This is a genomic window from Enterobacter sp. RHBSTW-00975, from assembly GCF_013615235.1.
In the GTDB taxonomy this organism is placed as follows: Bacteria; Pseudomonadota; Gammaproteobacteria; order Enterobacterales; family Enterobacteriaceae; genus Enterobacter; species Enterobacter ludwigii.
The window spans coordinates 4,600,182-4,616,582 of sequence record NZ_CP055883.1 but is presented as its reverse complement, the minus strand read 5'-3'; the positions used below and the strand labels follow the sequence as shown (position 1 = coordinate 4,616,582).

13 protein-coding genes, 4 tRNA genes and 1 pseudogene are annotated in these 16,401 nt (G+C 55.4%); 15 read left to right on the top strand and 3 right to left on the bottom strand.

Annotated elements, in window-relative coordinates; all coding sequences use genetic code 11:
• The first annotated feature begins 2 nt into the window (after positions 1-2).
• The 15 genes and pseudogenes from wzzE (at position 3) to HV340_RS22285 (ending at position 12,111) form a co-directional block, all read left to right on the top strand.
• On the top strand, positions 3-1,049 hold the full coding sequence (gene wzzE / locus HV340_RS22355; RefSeq protein WP_059305953.1) for an ECA polysaccharide chain length modulation protein: 1,047 nt from the start codon (positions 3-5) through the stop codon (positions 1,047-1,049).
• 56 nt (positions 1,050-1,105) lie between these two features.
• The gene (wecB, locus tag HV340_RS22350) at positions 1,106-2,236 is read left to right on the top strand and encodes a UDP-N-acetylglucosamine 2-epimerase (non-hydrolyzing) (protein ID WP_032679224.1); all 1,131 of its coding nucleotides are present in this window, start codon (positions 1,106-1,108) and stop codon (positions 2,234-2,236) included.
• Complete coding sequence (wecC, locus tag HV340_RS22345) at positions 2,233-3,495, top strand: UDP-N-acetyl-D-mannosamine dehydrogenase (protein ID WP_059305954.1); 1,263 nt, start codon at positions 2,233-2,235, stop codon at positions 3,493-3,495. The genes wecB and wecC overlap by 4 nt, the downstream gene beginning before the upstream one ends.
• Positions 3,492-4,169, top strand: coding sequence for a dTDP-4-amino-4,6-dideoxy-D-galactose acyltransferase (gene rffC, locus HV340_RS22340; RefSeq protein ID WP_044867830.1), 678 nt, complete (start codon positions 3,492-3,494; stop codon positions 4,167-4,169). The genes wecC and rffC overlap by 4 nt, the downstream gene beginning before the upstream one ends.
• A 4-nt stretch (positions 4,170-4,173) precedes the next feature.
• A complete protein-coding gene (gene rffA, locus HV340_RS22335) occupies positions 4,174-5,304 on the top strand; it encodes a dTDP-4-amino-4,6-dideoxygalactose transaminase (protein ID WP_020882890.1) in 1,131 nt (376 codons plus the stop codon).
• 1 nt (position 5,305) lies between these two features.
• Positions 5,306-6,556: a lipid III flippase WzxE gene (gene wzxE / locus HV340_RS22330; protein WP_059305955.1), complete on the top strand. Its 1,251-nt coding sequence runs from the start codon at positions 5,306-5,308 to the stop codon at positions 6,554-6,556.
• Positions 6,553-7,632, top strand: coding sequence for a TDP-N-acetylfucosamine:lipid II N-acetylfucosaminyltransferase (locus tag HV340_RS22325; protein ID WP_047356049.1), 1,080 nt, complete (start codon positions 6,553-6,555; stop codon positions 7,630-7,632). Before wzxE ends, HV340_RS22325 begins: the two co-directional genes overlap by 4 nt.
• Complete coding sequence (wzyE, locus tag HV340_RS22320) at positions 7,629-8,981, top strand: ECA oligosaccharide polymerase (RefSeq protein ID WP_020882888.1); 1,353 nt, start codon at positions 7,629-7,631, stop codon at positions 8,979-8,981. Before HV340_RS22325 ends, wzyE begins: the two co-directional genes overlap by 4 nt.
• Positions 8,982-9,008: 27 nt before the next feature.
• Positions 9,009-9,224: pseudogene (locus HV340_RS22315) on the top strand (WzyE family oligosaccharide polymerase); the annotation flags it as partial.
• A 12-nt stretch (positions 9,225-9,236) separates the two neighbouring features.
• Positions 9,237-9,977 (top strand): lipopolysaccharide N-acetylmannosaminouronosyltransferase, encoded by a 741-nt coding sequence (gene wecG / locus HV340_RS22310; RefSeq protein ID WP_047356050.1) that lies wholly within the window; start codon positions 9,237-9,239, stop codon positions 9,975-9,977.
• A gap of 197 nt (positions 9,978-10,174) precedes the next feature.
• Positions 10,175-11,560 carry an amino acid permease gene (locus HV340_RS22305; protein WP_014172144.1) on the top strand — a complete coding sequence of 462 codons (1,386 nt, stop codon included), beginning with the start codon at positions 10,175-10,177 and terminating at the stop codon, positions 11,558-11,560.
• A gap of 102 nt (positions 11,561-11,662) precedes the next feature.
• Positions 11,663-11,739, top strand: a tRNA-Arg gene (locus tag HV340_RS22300).
• A gap of 67 nt (positions 11,740-11,806) precedes the next feature.
• Positions 11,807-11,882: transfer RNA gene (locus HV340_RS22295), tRNA-His, on the top strand.
• 21 nt (positions 11,883-11,903) lie between these two features.
• Positions 11,904-11,990 (top strand) — tRNA-Leu (locus tag HV340_RS22290).
• 44 nt (positions 11,991-12,034) lie between these two features.
• Positions 12,035-12,111: transfer RNA gene (locus tag HV340_RS22285), tRNA-Pro, on the top strand.
• Positions 12,112-12,617: 506 nt separating this feature from the next.
• On the opposite strand, the gene HV340_RS22280 is transcribed toward HV340_RS22285, so the two are convergent.
• From HV340_RS22280 to hemX, 3 genes are all read right to left on the bottom strand, one after another.
• Positions 12,618-13,829, bottom strand: a complete 1,212-nt coding sequence (locus HV340_RS22280; protein ID WP_059305957.1) for a hypothetical protein — start codon at positions 13,827-13,829, stop codon at positions 12,618-12,620.
• Between the two features lie 169 nt (positions 13,830-13,998).
• Complete coding sequence (hemY, locus tag HV340_RS22275; protein ID WP_059305958.1) at positions 13,999-15,198, bottom strand: protoheme IX biogenesis protein HemY; 1,200 nt, start codon at positions 15,196-15,198, stop codon at positions 13,999-14,001.
• 2 nt (positions 15,199-15,200) lie between these two features.
• Positions 15,201-16,394 (bottom strand): uroporphyrinogen-III C-methyltransferase, encoded by a 1,194-nt coding sequence (hemX, locus tag HV340_RS22270; protein ID WP_014172141.1) that lies wholly within the window; start codon positions 16,392-16,394, stop codon positions 15,201-15,203.
• Positions 16,395-16,401 lie beyond the last annotated feature (7 nt).

Genomic DNA, 16,401 nt, shown 5'->3' with positions numbered 1-16,401 from the left:
TGATGACTCAACCGTTGGCGGGAGCAAAATCAGAGATGACCGAGAATGAGCTGGATATCCGTGGCTTGTTTCGCATTCTATGGGCAGGCAAGCTTTGGATAATAGGCATCGCATTAGGATTCGCGCTCCTCGCGCTCGCATACACCTTCTTTGCAAAACAAGAGTGGAGCGCTACGGCAATCACTGATAAACCAACGGTTAATATGCTCGGGGGGTTCTATTCCCAGCAGCAGTTCCTGCGTAACCTGGATATCAAAGCCAATCTGGCCACCCCAGATCAGGCTTCCGTCATGGATGAGGCCTATAAAGAGTTTGTGATGCAGCTGGCTTCCTGGGATACGCGCCGTGATTTCTGGAGCCAGACGGATTATTACAAGCAACGGATGGTGGGCAACAGTAAAGCCGATGCCGCGCTGCTGGATGACATGATTAACAACATTCAGTTTATGCCGGGAGATGCGCTGCGTAACGTCAACGACAGCGTCAAGCTGATTGCCGAAACCGCGCCGGATGCCAATAACCTGTTGCGCCAGTACGTTGCCTTTGCCAGCCAGCGTGCGGCAAGCCACCTGAATGAAGAGCTGAAAGGTGCCTGGGCTGCCCGTACTATCCAGATGAAAGCGCAGGTTAAACGTCAGGAAGAGGTGGCTAAAGCCATCTTCGCCCGCCGTGTACACAATATTGAGCAGGCGCTAAAAATTGCCGAACAGCACAATATTTCCCGCACCGAGACGGACGTGCCGGCAGATGAACTGCCTGATTCAGAAATGTTCCTTCTCGGGCGCCCAATGCTGCAGGCTCGACTGGAAAACCTCCAGGCCGTTGGCCCTGATTTTGACCTCGACTACGATCAAAACCGCGCGATGCTGAACACCCTGAATGTCGGTCCAACAATGGACCCGCGTTTTCAGACCTATCGTTATTTGCGAACGCCTGAAGAACCTGTAAAACGCGATAGTCCGCGCCGCGCATTCCTGATGATCATGTGGGGGATTGTGGGTGCACTGACTGGCGCAGGCGTGGCGTTAACGCGTCGTCGCACTAACTAATAACGCCGTCTACGATGAAGGCTGCGGCCTTCATCGTTTAATCGAAGAGAATCGATGTGAAAGTACTTACCGTATTTGGCACCAGGCCGGAGGCCATTAAGATGGCACCTCTGGTTCATGCGCTGGCCAGTGATCCTGATATTGAAGCGAAAGTGTGCGTCACTGCCCAGCACCGTGAGATGCTCGATCAGGTCTTAACTCTCTTTTCTATCGTCCCGGATTACGATCTCAATATTATGAAACCGGGGCAGGGGTTAACGGAGATAACCTGCCGTATTCTGCAAGAGCTCAAGCCGATTCTGGAGTCCTTCAAACCTGACGTGGTTCTGGTGCATGGCGATACCACCACCACGGTGGCAACCAGCCTGGCTGCGTTTTACCAGCGAATTCCTGTCGGCCACGTTGAGGCGGGTCTGCGTACCGGCAACCTTTATTCGCCGTGGCCCGAAGAGGCCAACCGCACACTCACCGGCCATCTGGCGATGTACCATTTTGCGCCCACCGAAAATTCACGACAGAACCTGCTGCGTGAAAATATTGCCGACAACAAAATCTTTGTCACCGGGAATACGGTGATTGATGCCCTGATTTGGGTTCGTGACCGCGTGCTGTCAAACAACGATCTTCAGAAAGAACTCGCCGCACGCTACCCCTTCCTGAACAATGGCAAAAAAACCATTCTGGTCACCGGCCACCGTCGCGAGAGCTTTGGACGCGGCTTTGAGCAAATCTGTCATGCCCTGGCGGAAATCGCCGCGCAGAATCAGGATGTGCAGATTGTCTACCCGGTGCACCTTAATCCTAACGTCAGCGAGCCGGTCAACCGTATCCTTGGGCATATAGAAAACGTCCTGCTGATTGAACCGCAGGACTACTTGCCGTTTGTCTGGCTGATGAACCACGCCTGGCTGATCCTGACCGATTCCGGTGGTATTCAGGAAGAGGCGCCGTCTCTCGGTAAGCCTGTGCTGGTCATGCGTGAAACGACTGAACGCCCGGAAGCGGTGAAAGCGGGCACGGTACGTCTGGTCGGCACCAATACACAGCTGATCGTCGAAGAGGTGACGCGCCTGCTGCACGACGACGAAGAGTATCAGGCGATGAGCCGGGCCCATAACCCGTATGGTGATGGGCAGGCTTGTGGCCGTATTTTGCATGCACTTAAACACAATCGGGTATCGCTATGAGTTTTACTACCATCTCTGTCATTGGTCTTGGCTACATTGGCTTGCCCACAGCGGCAGCGTTTGCCTCCCGTCAAAAACAGGTTGTGGGCGTGGATATCAACGCGCGTGCGGTGGAAACCATTAACCGTGGCGAAATTCATATCGTGGAGCCCGATCTCGACCGCGTGGTGAAAGAGGCGGTTGATGGCGGATTCCTGCGTGCCAGCACGACGCCGGTCGAGGCGGATGCATATCTGATTGCGGTGCCAACCCCCTTTAAAGGCGACCATGAGCCCGACATGGCTTACGTCGAAGCGGCGGCAAAATCGATTGCACCGGTCCTGAAAAAAGGGGCTCTGGTGATCCTGGAGTCCACTTCGCCCGTCGGTGCTACCGAACAGATGGTGCAGTGGCTGGCGCAAGCCCGACCTGACTTACGCTTCCCGCAGCAGGCGGGCGAGGAGGCTGATATCAATATTGCTTACTGCCCTGAGCGCGTGCTGCCAGGTCAGGTGATGGTAGAGCTGATTAAAAACGATCGCGTGATCGGCGGCATGACGCCAGTCTGTTCTGCACGCGCCAGCGCGCTTTACAAGATTTTCCTTGAAGGCGAATGTGTGGTGACCAACTCCCGCACCGCCGAAATGTGCAAGCTCACTGAAAACAGTTTCCGGGACGTGAATATCGCCTTCGCGAATGAACTGTCGCTGATTTGCGCCGATCAGGGGATTAACGTCTGGGAGTTGATTAGCCTGGCGAATCGCCATCCGCGCGTGAATATCCTCCAGCCTGGCCCGGGCGTGGGCGGTCACTGTATCGCTGTCGACCCGTGGTTTATTGTGGCGCAAAACCCGGCGCAGGCCCGCCTGATCCGCACCGCGCGTGAAGTGAATGACAGCAAGCCACACTGGGTGCTCAGTCAGGTGAAAGCCACCGTAGCGGACTGTCTGGCTGAGAGCGGCAAACGCGCCAGTGAGCTGAAAATTGCCTGCTTTGGTCTGGCATTCAAACCGAATATTGACGACTTACGCGAAAGCCCGGCGATGGAGATTGCAGAGATGATCGCTGGCTGGCACACCGGCGAAACGCTGGTGGTTGAACCCAATATTCATGAACTGCCGGCAAAACTGGCGGGCCACTGTACGTTGACCGCGCTGGATGAGGCGCTGGCGACGGCGGATGTGCTGGTGCTGCTGGTGGATCATAAAGAATTTAAAGCGACGTCCGGTGATGCCGTACGCCAACAGTACGTGGTTGATACGAAAGGTGTCTGGCGTTGAGCCACCTGAAGGGGGTTCTCGAGTCCCTTGAGTGGGAGAGTGCCTTTTTTGGTCTGCCATCAGCCATCGTGCGCCTGCGCGACGATGCGCCGGTTCTGACTGACGCCGACTTCACCGCCTGGCCGCGGGTGCAGGCCAGGATCCCCGCAGACCGTGCCGACCTGCTCGATGCGCTCCAGCAACAAGGTTTTCAGCTGGTTGAAGGCGAGGTTGATCTGTCCATTACGCTCGTCCGTCATGATTCGCCCGGTGCGGAAGTGGCAACGGAGCAGGATATCCCCGCGCTGCGTCAGATGGCGGCGCAGGCGTTTGCCCGGAGCCGTTTTCGCGCACCGTGGTATGCACCGGACGACAGTGGACGTTTCTACGCCCAGTGGGTAGAGAACGCGGTAAAAGGCACCTTTGACCATGTGTGCCTGGTGTTTCGCACTGCAGACGGCCAGATTGAGGGATTTGTCTCGCTTCGTAAGCTCAACGCGAACGAGGGGCGTATTGGTTTATTAGCCGGGCGCGGCATGGGCGAAAAACTCATGCAGGCGGCGCTTCACTGGGCGCAGCAGCAACAGCTTTTGACTCTGCGGGTGGCAACCCAGATGGGCAACACCGCCGCGCTTAAACGTTATATCGCGAGTGGTGCCAACATCGACGCCACCGCTTACTGGTTATACAGGTGACAAGATGATTCCATTTAACGCACCACCCGTCGTGGGCACTGAACTCGACTATATGCAGTCTGCTATGGGCAGCGGCAAACTCTGTGGTGACGGTGGTTTTACCCGTCGCTGCCAGCAGTGGATGGAGCAGCGGTTTCACAGCGCTAAAGTCCTGCTGACCCCGTCCTGTACCGCATCGCTGGAAATGGCGGCGTTGCTGCTGGATATCCAGCCGGGCGATGAAGTGATCATGCCGAGCTACACCTTCGTCTCTACAGCGAATGCCTTTGTCCTGCGTGGTGCGAAAATCGTCTTTGTGGATATTCGCCCGGATACCATGAACATCGATGAGACGCTGATTGAAGCGGCAATCACGGATAAAACGCGCGCGATTGTGCCGGTTCACTACGCGGGAGTGGCGTGTGAGATGGACACCATCATGGCGATCGCCAAAAAACATGACCTGTTCGTGGTTGAAGATGCCGCTCAGGGCGTGATGTCGACCTATAAAGGTCGAGCGCTGGGAACGATCGGCCATATCGGCTGCTTTAGCTTCCACGAAACCAAAAACTATACCGCCGGTGGCGAAGGTGGTGCGACGCTGATTAACGACCGTGCGCTGGTCGAGCGCGCGGAAGTGATCCGTGAAAAAGGCACCAACCGCAGCCAGTTCTTCCGGGGGCAGGTAGACAAATATACCTGGCGCGATATTGGCTCAAGCTATCTGATGGCCGATCTGCAGGCGGCATACCTGTGGGCGCAGCTGGAGGCAGCGGACCGCATTAATCTTCAGCGCTTGTCCCTGTGGCAAACTTATTACGACGCGCTGCAACCGCTGGCACAAGCCGGGCGAATTGAGCTGCCGACCCTTCCGGCTGATTGCGTCCATAATGCCCATATGTTCTATATCAAACTGCGCGATAACGACGATCGCAGCAAGTTGATTGCCTGGCTAAAAGAAGCCGAAATTCTGGCGGTGTTCCACTATATCCCGCTGCACTCCAGCCCGGCAGGAGAGGCATTTGGGGTCTTCGCGGGTGAAGATCGCTACACCACGAAAGAAAGTGAGCGTTTGCTTCGTTTGCCACTGTTCTACAACCTCGCGCCTGTTAACCAGCGTACGGTGATTAACACCCTTCTGAGTTATTTCGGCTGATATGTCTTTGGCAAAAGCATCGGTGTGGACCGCCGCGTCCACACTTGTCAAAATTGGCGCCGGGCTACTGGTCGTCAAGCTGCTGGCCGTCTCATTCGGCCCTTCAGGCGTCGGGCTGGCAGGGAATTTCCGTCAGCTTGTGACCGTCCTTGGGGTACTGGCCGGCGCAGGGATTTTCAACGGCGTCACGAAATACGTTGCGCAGTACCATGATGATGCGGCCCAGCTTCGCCGTGTTGTCGGTACATCCTCGGCGATGGTCACCGGCTTTTCGACCCTGATGGCGGTTATTTTCCTGCTTGCAGCGGCACCCATAAGCCAGGGGTTATTTGGTCACACCCATTATCAGGGGCTGGTTCGTCTGGTCGCGCTGGTTCAGCTGGGCATTGCCTGGGCTAACCTGCTGCTGGCGCTGATGAAAGGCTTTCGTGATGCGGCCGGGAACGCACTGGCGTTAATCCTGGGCAGCGTCATCGGCGTGATTGCCTACTATTTTTGCTATCGGCTGGGCGGCTATGAAGGCGCGTTGCTGGGGCTGGCGCTGGTACCGGCATTAGTGGTCGTTCCGGCAGCGTTCATGCTAATGCGTCGGGGCACCATTCCGTTGAGTTACCTGAAACCTCAATGGGACAAGGTGCTGGCAAGCCAGCTGGGAAAATTTACCCTGATGGCGCTCATCACCTCCGTCACGCTCCCTGTCGCCTACGTGATGATGCGAAACCTGCTGGCGGCGCATTACAGCTGGGACGAAGTTGGGATTTGGCAAGGGGTGAGCAGTATTTCCGATGCCTACCTCCAATTTATAACGGCTTCCTTTAGCGTCTATTTGCTGCCAACCTTATCGCGCCTGACCTCCAGGCAGGATATCACGCGCGAAATTTCCCGCTCACTGCGGTTTGTCCTTCCCGCCGTTGCGGCAGCCAGTTTAACCGTATGGCTATTGCGCGATGTCGCCATCTGGCTGCTCTTCTCCGCGAAGTTTACCGCCATGCGCGATCTGTTTGCCTGGCAACTGGTGGGCGACGTACTGAAAGTGGGGGCTTACGTTTTTGGTTATCTGGTGATTGCGAAAGCCTCGCTACGGTTGTATATCTTGGCGGAAATCAGCCAGTTTGTATTACTGACCGCATTCTCACACTGGTTGATCCCGGCACACGGTGCGCTGGGGGCGGCTCAGGCCTATATGGCAACCTATATCGTTTATTTCGCTGCCTGTTGCGGCGTATTTTTACTTTGGCGTAAACGCGCATGACTGCACTGATTCACATACTGGGATCGGATATCCCACACCATAACCAGACCGTGTTACGGTTCTTCAATGATGAACTGGCATCGGGGGATCCCGACGCTCGTGAGTTTATGGTTGCCGGTCAGGATAATGGCCTGAGCGTGGCGTGTCCGGCGCTGACTCTCTCTTTCTGGCCGGACAAGGCTGCGCTGGCGAAGGCGGTTGTTGCCAAAGCCAAAGCGGATCGTGAGCAACGTTTCTTTTTCCATGGGCAGTTTAATACCGGCCTGTGGCTGGCGCTCCTGAGCGGGGGGATCAAACCTTCGCAATGCAGCTGGCATATCTGGGGAGCCGATCTTTACGAAGTCTCCAGCGGCTGGAAATTCCGTCTTTTCTACCCATTGCGGCGCATGGCGCAGGGGCGTGTGGGATGCGTTTTCGCGACCCGTGGCGATCTCAATTATTTTGCTAAACGCCACCCTGACGTACGCGGTGAGCTACTCTATTTCCCGACCCGAATGAACCCGGCGCTGAACAACATGGCGAATGATACGCCGCGCGAGGGTAAACTGACGATTCTGGTGGGTAATTCAGGCGATCGCAGCAATGAACATCTTGCCGCGCTCAGGGCGGTACATCAGCAGTTTGGCGACACCGTCAACGTGATTGTGCCGATGGGGTATCCGGCCAATAACGATGCCTATATCGATGAGGTCCGCCAGCAGGCACTCGCGTTATTTAGCGCCGGGAATGTGCACATTCTCCACGATAAGCTGGAATTTGATGAGTATCTTGCGCTGCTGCGTCGGTGCGATCTGGGCTATTTCATCTTTGCCCGTCAGCAAGGAATTGGCACGCTGTGTCTGCTGATTCAGGCGGGTGTGCCCTGCGTACTCAATCGCGAAAACCCGTTCTGGCAGGACATGGCGGAGCAGCATCTGCCGGTGCTGTTTACTTCCGACGTGCTTAACGAAGAGGTGGTCCGGGAAGCGCAGAGACAACTGGCGCTGGTGGACAAAAGTGCCATCGACTTCTTTAGCCCGAACTACCTCACGCCGTGGCACCGCGCGCTGCGTATCGCTGCAGGAGACAAAGCATGAGCCAGTTGCAATTCAGCGGCTTACTGATCGTTTGGCTTCTGAGCACTTTATTCATCGCCACGCTCACCTGGTTCGAGTTTCGCCGGGTGCGTTTTAACTTTAACGTCTTCTTCTCGTTACTGTTTCTTCTGACCTTCTTTTTCGGATTCCCGCTGACCAGCATTCTGGTCTTCCGGTTTGACGTGAGCGTTGCCCCGCCCGAGATCCTGCTTCAGGCGATCCTGGCAGCGACCTGCTTCTACGCTGTCTACTACGCCACCTATAAAACGCGCCTGCGTTCAGCGCAATCCACCGCTCCGCGCCGGGCGCTCTTCACCATGAACCGGGTGGAGACGCACCTGACGTGGGTGATGCTGATGACGATCGCGCTGGTAAGCGTGGGTATCTTCTTCATGCATAATGGTTTTCTGCTGTTCAAGCTCCAGTCCTACAGCCAGATTTTTTCTGCCGAAGTGTCGGGCGTGGCGCTTAAGCGCTTCTTCTACTTCTTCATTCCGGCGATGCTGGTGATCTTTTTCCTGCGTCAGGACAGCAAAGCCTGGCTGTTTTTCCTGGTGAGTACCGTCGCCTTCGGTTTCCTGACCTACATGATTGTGGGAGGGACGCGTGCAAACATCATCATCGCTTTCGCAATCTTCCTGTTTATCGGCATCATCCGCGGGTGGATCTCTTTATGGATGCTGGTGGCTGCTGGGGTGTTTGGCATTGTTGGTATGTTCTGGCTTGCCCTGAAGCGCTACGGGCTCAACGTAGCCGGTGACGAGGCGTTTTACACGTTCCTCTATCTCACGCGCGACACCTTCTCGCCGTGGGAAAACCTGGCGTTGTTGCTGCAAAACTACGACAAAATCGATTTCCAGGGCCTTGCGCCTATTGTGCGCGACTTTTATGTCTTTATCCCAACCTGGCTGTGGCCAGACCGTCCCGGTGTCGTACTCAACACGGCAAACTATTTTACCTGGGAAGTGCTGAACAACCACTCAGGCCTTGCGATCTCACCTACGTTGATTGGCTCGCTGGTGGTGATGGGGGGAAGCTGGTTTATCCTGCCGGGGGCGGTGGTGGTGGGGCTGATCATCAAGTGGTTTGACTGGCTCTACGTGCGTGGCAACGAAGAAACAAACCGCTATAAGGCGGCTATTTTGCACAGTTTCTGCTTTGGTGCCATTTTCAATATGATCGTCCTGGCGCGTGAAGGGCTGGATTCATTCGTGTCGCGCGTGGTTTTCTTCATGGTCGTTTTTGGCATCTGCCTGTTACTGGCCAAACTGTTGTACTGGCTGTTTGACAGTGCAGGGCTTGTGCATAAGCGCGAGCCGCAGGGCAGCACAACGCTGTCGCAAGTGTGAGTAGGGAAAGTCATGACGGATAAAACTTCTGCTATTTTGCACAGTTTCTGCTTTGGTGCCATTTTCAATATGATCGTCCTGGCGCGTGAAGGGCTGGATTCATTCGTGTCGCGCGTGGTTTTCTTCATGGTCGTTTTTGGCATCTGCCTGTTACTGGCCAAACTGTTGTACTGGCTGTTTGACAGTGCAGGGCTTGTGCATAAGCGCGAGCCGCAGGGCAGCACAACGCTGTCGCAAGTGTGAGTAGGGAAAGTCATGACGGATAAAACTTCTGCACCGCGCTATACGCTGCGCGGTCTGCAGCTTATTGGCTGGCGCGATATGCAACACGCGCTGGATTTTCTGTTCGCTGGTGGTCAGATGAAATCCGGTACGCTGGTCGCCATCAATGCGGAAAAGATGCTGGCGGTGGAAGACAACGCCGAAGTGAGAGGCCTGATAGAAGCGGCTGAATTTAAATATGCCGACGGTATCAGCGTGGTGCGTTCAATCCGCAAAAAGTATCCTGGCGCTAATGTATCTCGCGTGGCAGGGGCCGATCTCTGGGAGCAACTGATGGCACGCGCAGGGGCGGAAGGCACGCCGGTATTCCTGATTGGCGGTAAGCCGGAGGTGCTGGCGCAGACCGAAGCGAAATTGCGCAGTCAATGGAATGTTAACATCGTGGGCAGCCAGGATGGCTACTTCAAACCAGAGGCCCGGCAGGCGCTGTTTGAACGCGTTCGCGACAGTGGAGCGAAAATCATCACCGTGGCGATGGGCTCCCCACGCCAGGAGATCCTGATGCGTGACTGCCGTCAGGTGTGTCCGGATGCCCTTTATATGGGCGTTGGCGGAACGTATGACGTCTTTACCGGCCATGTTAAGCGTGCGCCCAAAGTCTGGCAAAACCTGGGGCTGGAGTGGCTGTATCGCCTGCTATCTCAGCCGACGCGGATTACACGACAGATCCGTCTGCTTCGCTACCTTACCTGGCACTACACCGGGAAAATGTAATCAAAATGTAGCGCGATATGCTGTTCGCGCTGCAACTCCCCTGCAAAACTGCTGCGAATCTGTGCAATGCATTCATTTTTTTTATGCATCGTTTGCCATTTGCCGCATTTTAAGAAACCATTCGCCCCGTATTTTAGTACCCCTAAAAAACAATACCCGGCCTTAAGTCGGGAAACAGCAAACACAATCGAGGATCTATGGCAGAGAAAAAACCGGAGCTACAGCGTGGGCTGGAGGCTCGTCATATTGAACTGATAGCGCTGGGCGGCACTATCGGCGTGGGCCTGTTTATGGGCTCCGCAAGCACGCTCAAATGGGCAGGACCTTCGGTCTTGCTGGCTTATATCATTGCGGGATTGTTCGTTTTCTTCATCATGCGTTCGATGGGCGAAATGCTCTTCATGGAGCCTGTCACGGGTTCCTTCGCGGTTTACGCGCACCGATATATGAGCCCGTTCTTTGGCTACCTGACGGCATGGTCATACTGGTTTATGTGGATGGCGGTTGGCATCTCTGAAATCACGGCGATAGGGGTCTATGTGCAGTTCTGGTTCCCGGACATGGTCCAGTGGATACCGGCGCTGATTGCCGTGGGGCTGGTGGCACTGGCAAACCTTGCCGCGGTTCGTCTTTATGGTGAAATCGAATTCTGGTTTGCGATGATCAAAGTCACCACCATCATCGTGATGATTGTGGTCGGGCTGGGCGTTATCTTCTTCGGCTTTGGCAACGGCGGGCACGCCATTGGCTTTGGTAACCTGACCGAAAACGGCGGCTTCTTTGCGGGCGGCTGGAAGGGCTTCCTGACGGCACTGTGTATCGTTGTGGCCTCTTATCAGGGGGTCGAGCTTATCGGTATTACCGCGGGTGAAGCGAAAAACCCGCAGGTTACGCTGCGAAGCGCCGTAGGCAAGGTGCTGTGGCGTATCCTGATTTTCTATGTGGGGGCGATCTTCGTTATCGTAACCATCTTCCCGTGGAATGAAATTGGCACGACCGGTAGCCCGTTTGTCTTGACCTTCGCGAAGATTGGCATCACAGCAGCAGCAGGCATCATTAACTTTGTGGTTCTGACGGCGGCGTTGTCAGGTTGCAACAGCGGGATGTACAGCTGCGGACGTATGCTCTACGCGCTGTCCAGAAACAACCAGCTGCCAGCGGCAATGGCGAAAGTTTCGCGTGCGGGCGTACCGGTTGCGGGGGTGGCGGTGTCGATTGTGATCCTGCTGATCGGCTCCTGCCTGAACTACATCATCCCGAATCCGCAGCGCGTGTTCGTTTATGTCTACAGCGCCAGCGTGCTGCCAGGCATGGTGCCCTGGTTTGTTATCCTGATTAGCCAGCTGCGTTTCCGCCAGGCACATAAAAAGGCCATCGCCAGCCATCCGTTCCGTTCTATTCTGTTCCCGTATGCCAACTATTTGACGATGGCGTTCCTGGTTTGCGTATTAATCGGAATGTACTTTAATGAAGATACGCGCATGTCGCTGTTTGTCGGGATGATCTTCCTGGCGGCGGTGACCGCGGCGTATAAGCTTTTTGGTCTGGGCCGCCGCGCTACCTCGCAGAAAGTGGAGGAATAAGCGGCAAAATGTGCAAACCATAACCAAACGCGCATTTTTTTCAAAAAAGCACTAGACAGCGGGGTCGGAGGTACGTAATATCCAGCCCCGCAACGGCGCTAAGCGCCCGTAGCTCAGCTGGATAGAGCGCTGCCCTCCGGAGGCAGAGGTCTCAGGTTCGAATCCTGTCGGGCGCGCCATTTTAGTCCCGGCGCTAGAGCTGCGGTGGTCTGAGAAGTAGTCAGTACCGCGTGAAAGAATACAGTGGTGGCTATAGCTCAGTTGGTAGAGCCCTGGATTGTGATTCCAGTTGTCGTGGGTTCGAATCCCATTAGCCACCCCATTATTGAAAGAGTTGTGAATTGCGAAGGTGGCGGAATTGGTAGACGCGCTAGCTTCAGGTGTTAGTGTTCTTACGGACGTGGGGGTTCAAGTCCCCCCCCTCGCACCACGACTTTTTAATGAATTGAACTAAAAATTCAAAAAGCAGTACATCGGCGAGTAGCGCAGCTTGGTAGCGCAACTGGTTTGGGACCAGTGGGTCGGAGGTTCGAATCCTCTCTCGCCGACCAATTTTGAACCCCGCTTCGGCGGGGTTTTTGTTTTCTGCGCCTTTCTTTCCTCTGTAGTGATTCCGCGACAACAGCCGGCTTTCTTGTCGCGATTCAGCGACACATAACACACTGAAAGTAAAAGATATAATAATTTGGCAGCTTTCGTGTCTCCTCCAGACGACATTTCGTCGTGTTTATCAGCAGGTTGTAGGGTCTAAGATACCGCTCAACAACATAATTTCCTTTTATCTTAAAATGTTGCGCGATGTAAAAGTTCTGCGTGTCAAGTTGGCACGTTACGTGCAATAATATACGTGTAGATGCTCATTCCATCTCTTATGTTCGCCTTAGTGCCTCATAAACTCAGGAATGACGCAGAGCCATTTACGGTGCTTATCGTCCACTGACAGATGTCGCTTCGGCCTCATCAGACACCATGGGCATAACGTTGAGTGAAGCACCAAATATGTTGTCTTACAGACCTGTTTTAACGCCTGCTTTTATAGCAGGCGTTTTTTTATGCCTTATTCCCGGTAAACGTACATGATCAGGGCGACCAGTATCAGAGCGGCTGACGAAACGCTGTAAAGCGCCTGTACGGATCCAAACCCTGCCGCCGCCATCGCGGCAATACCGGTGAAAAGCGAGGCACTGAGCGTTTGCCAGCGCCAGGCTTTACTGCTGGCCGAAGCCATGTGTGTGGTTTGAAAACTGCTGAGTACGGCAAACGTGCCGGCCGCAAAGAGAACATTTGAGGCCAGGTGTGCGACAAATATCATCCCCAGCGCGCATGCCATCCACCCGGACAACAGCGGGAGCATCCCATACGCAGCAAGGAAGATGCCGAGACACAGTAAAATCCGTGGCGTGTGTGCTGCAAAACGCGTCAGGCTGTCTCTTTTTAGCAGTAGGGGACCGCAAAGTTGTCCCATGCTCCTTGCAAAAAGCAGTGGCAAAGCAAGGCTGGCCGCATCCTGAGGATGGATCTGCTGTGCCATTGCCGGAAGAAGCGCCATGGCCGGTGAACCGACGGCGGCCAGCGCAGGCAAAATCAGCAAACTGCGTTTCTGCCGGATGGTCAACATCTGCCAGCGTAAAGCCGCAGGCGCTTTCTCTTCAGTGGGGACTGCCAGTGTGGGCGCTAAAAATACACGACCCGCCAGCCAGAGCATGAACAGCGATCCGAGAAAGCTGATGGCATCAATGGCCAGCAAGGCGAGGATGGCGATCTTCTGGAAAAGTACCATCCCCAGTCCGGTGCCTAACAAAACCTGAGCGGCAAAAAACACATTCTCGAGGCAGGTTGCGGCAGGCAGTTCTGCTTCTCTGAGTCCGCGTTTAAAGAGCAGCGTCAGCGCAGGCCAGCTCATCCCGTTGAGCAGTGCTTCGGTGGACTGCACGGCCAGTAACGCAGGGATACTGTGATAGTGCACGCCGAGCAGGGGAAAGAGCAGGGCCAGTAAGCCAAGCCCCTCGGTGAGTATCAACAGGGGTATCGGAGAATAGCGCGTGCACAGCTTTTCACTGATGAGGCTGCCGATAAAGCCAGGTAGCGTGGCGAAAAGAAAGGCGAGGGTAAGCAGCGCGGGCGGGGCGGACCATGCTAATAGTAAGCCGAAGACCACCACCTGGGTGACGCCATTTCCCAGTGATGTAAAGATAAAGGCACAGGCCAGCAGGCGCAGCCAGCGGTGGCAGCGCAGCGCTTCAATAAGCGCGTACAAAAGGGAGTTCATGACGATTTCCTTTCAAAAACGATTCAGTCCACGCGGCACTCGTCGCGTGTATGGAAAAAAGTTAATGAAAAGACGTCGTTACATTGGCGGGTTCGTTTTAGATGATGTGGTAAAGAATGTAGCAGGCGAAGGGGAATAAAAAAAGGAGGCCGTCTGGCCTCCTTGTTATTTATTGCTGGCTGCCATTATTTTGCAGCGTTAATAACAGTCCATCGCGGCGCATGGCGGCGGCCTCTTCCGGCTTGTGCTGCTTGTCCAGCGAATCGGCAAGCCACGCGTAGTCAAACGCGTCCGGGCGCTGTTTCAGCGCTGCACGGAAGGCGAGACTCGCTTCCTGCCATTCACCGTGCTTCATCAGCGACTGGCCCAGCGTACTCCACAGCAGTGGACGGTCGCCGACGGCTTTAATCTGCTGACGCAGCATTTTTTCAATTTGCTCAGGGTTATTGGTTCTCAGACGTGGGATCACCATAACCAGGCGATCGTCATACTGTCGCTTCAGTCCGTCGAGGAGGATCTCCTGCGCCGTGTCATGATCGTCACATTCAATCAGATGTTCTGCCATCGCAACCTGCAACGGAACCTGCTGACGCGTTTTCCGGCTCTGATTCTTCCACCAGGTTTTCAGGCCATCGCTGCCGAGATCGGCACGCGCCTGATCCATCAGGCCAATCCATGCCAGACGCTGGAGTTCATCACGATGCTCATCATCACCGACGTCGGCTTTGGCCATCGACGGAATGATATCCAGCAGTGAACCCCAGGCACCGGTGCGAATATAGGCCTGCTCGGCAAGACGCAGCACTTCCGGGTGGCGTGGCGAGACTTCCAGCAGACGGTCGATACCGTGACGCGCGGCGTGGTTTTCGTTGCGGGCCAGCTGCAGGCGAACGCGGGTGATCTCAACGGGAATCGGGTCTTTCGGCGAAAGTTCTGACGCGCGTTCCAGGTGCTGGTTGGCGCGGGCTTCGTCACCCCGCTGTTGCGCTGCCTCGGCGGCCAGCAGATAGTTCACCACCGGCTGTTCGGCGTGGTCAGCATTTTTCGACATCAGCTTTTCAACTTGCTGATAGTCACCCTCGGCCAGCTTAAGCAGTGCCTGCTCAGTCTGCTTACGGGCGCGGCGGCGTTTACGGCCAACGAACCAGCCACGCGTATGCGCACCGGTACGGAAAATTCGGCGCAGGATCCACTCCACCGCAAGGAGCACCACCACCCCGAGGATCAGAATGATCACCAGACCCGTTACGCTGGTTTCGATGTTGTAGTTATCGGTCTGGATCAGGACGTAACCCTGATGACCGGCAAGCATCGGCCCCAGCACGATCCCGGCGATCAGCAGGATGAAGAGTAAGAGTACTTTAAGCATCATTACTCTCCTTGTGGCGCGCTTTCAGGCGCTGGCGCGGCGGCAGGGGCCTGGGCGTGAGGTTCTGCCGGAACGCCCGGCTGCGCCAGCAGGTTGCGCACGCGCGTCTGCATCAGTTTCTCCAGAATCGGCTGGCTTTCCAGCTTATCCGGCACGTTCATGGTGATGTTCTGCTGGCTCAGTTTATCAATGTCATCGAGGAAAGCCGTGGTCGTGGCATCATCGGTATTGTAGTAAGCACGTACCCATGTCGAGACGTTATCAAGCGCCTGTTTGTAGGTTTCTTCCTGATGACGCGGCACGGCCTGGGCCGCCACCAGCAGGCGGGAGCGAATGTTTTCGCGCAGATAAATGTCCTGATTCGGCGCTAACAGCGGAACGGCGGTTTCGTCGCGGCGGCGGATAGTAATGAAGCTATCCATAAAGTTCTGCCAGCTTTTTTGCAGATTCACGCGCCATTCGCTCAGGGAGCTGGAAAGCTCGGTGCCGTCAGAATCCATCGGGGAGTCATCGTCGTTGTTATCCGCCAGCTGCAGGTTATCAATCTGGTTTGAAAGCTGATTGACCTTCAGGATGATGCCATCGTAGTCCACCTGCGAAACGGCAGAGAGGCTGGCGATATCTTCGGTAATGGCACGACGCGCGGTAATGAGGCTCGGATCGTTCATGTCTGCCAGGCTCGCATCAGCGCTTTTCAGCAGCGCGGCGGCGGTGGTGACGTCCTGATCGCTCCAGAGCTTACGTCCGGCCAGCTTCACCAGGAAATCGGCCTGCGAGAGCAGCCAGGTTTTGGCATCGGTACCGGAAATCGTGGCGACTTTCTGCTGCACGTCGTCCAGCTGTTTGGTCAGCTCTTCCTGTTTGCTGTTCGCCTCAGCGAGCGCCGCGGACTGCTGTTTAATCACCGTTTCCAGTTCAGTTTTCTGCGTCTCCTGCGCTTTTTGCAGGGCGGTAAGCTGATTGACCAGCGTGTCGTTGGTCGCCGTCTGGCTGGAACCTTGCTGTTTCACCAGGCCATAGAGACCAACGCCGGCGGCCAGCGCAATGGCGATGGCTATCGCGCTCAGCGCGAGGCTGGTTTTATTGCTGCCGTTCTTCTTCTCAACGGTTTTCTCAGTCGTTTCTGACTGCGGCGTGATGTCCACAGTCTCCCTGGTCTCTTCAACCACGGCGGAGGATTTATCGTGTTCCGTCATTATGGCT

What these genes read in the sequence shown, in the direction of transcription:
- wecG (WP_047356050.1), top strand. Translation starts at nt 9,237, where the DNA reads ATGACGGATAAAACTTCTGCACCGCGCTATACGCTGCGCGGTCTGCAG.
- rffA (WP_020882890.1), top strand. Translation starts at nt 4,174, where the DNA reads ATGATTCCATTTAACGCACCACCCGTCGTGGGCACTGAACTCGACTAT.
- HV340_RS22280 (WP_059305957.1), bottom strand. Translation starts at nt 13,829, where the DNA reads ATGAACTCCCTTTTGTACGCGCTTATTGAAGCGCTGCGCTGCCACCGC.
- wecC (WP_059305954.1), top strand. Translation starts at nt 2,233, where the DNA reads ATGAGTTTTACTACCATCTCTGTCATTGGTCTTGGCTACATTGGCTTG.
- HV340_RS22305 (WP_014172144.1), top strand. Translation starts at nt 10,175, where the DNA reads ATGGCAGAGAAAAAACCGGAGCTACAGCGTGGGCTGGAGGCTCGTCAT.
- hemX (WP_014172141.1), bottom strand. Translation starts at nt 16,394, where the DNA reads ATGACGGAACACGATAAATCCTCCGCCGTGGTTGAAGAGACCAGGGAG.
- HV340_RS22325 (WP_047356049.1), top strand. Translation starts at nt 6,553, where the DNA reads ATGACTGCACTGATTCACATACTGGGATCGGATATCCCACACCATAAC.
- wzzE (WP_059305953.1), top strand. Translation starts at nt 3, where the DNA reads ATGACTCAACCGTTGGCGGGAGCAAAATCAGAGATGACCGAGAATGAG.
- wzxE (WP_059305955.1), top strand. Translation starts at nt 5,306, where the DNA reads ATGTCTTTGGCAAAAGCATCGGTGTGGACCGCCGCGTCCACACTTGTC.
- wzyE (WP_020882888.1), top strand. Translation starts at nt 7,629, where the DNA reads ATGAGCCAGTTGCAATTCAGCGGCTTACTGATCGTTTGGCTTCTGAGC.
- hemY (WP_059305958.1), bottom strand. Translation starts at nt 15,198, where the DNA reads ATGCTTAAAGTACTCTTACTCTTCATCCTGCTGATCGCCGGGATCGTG.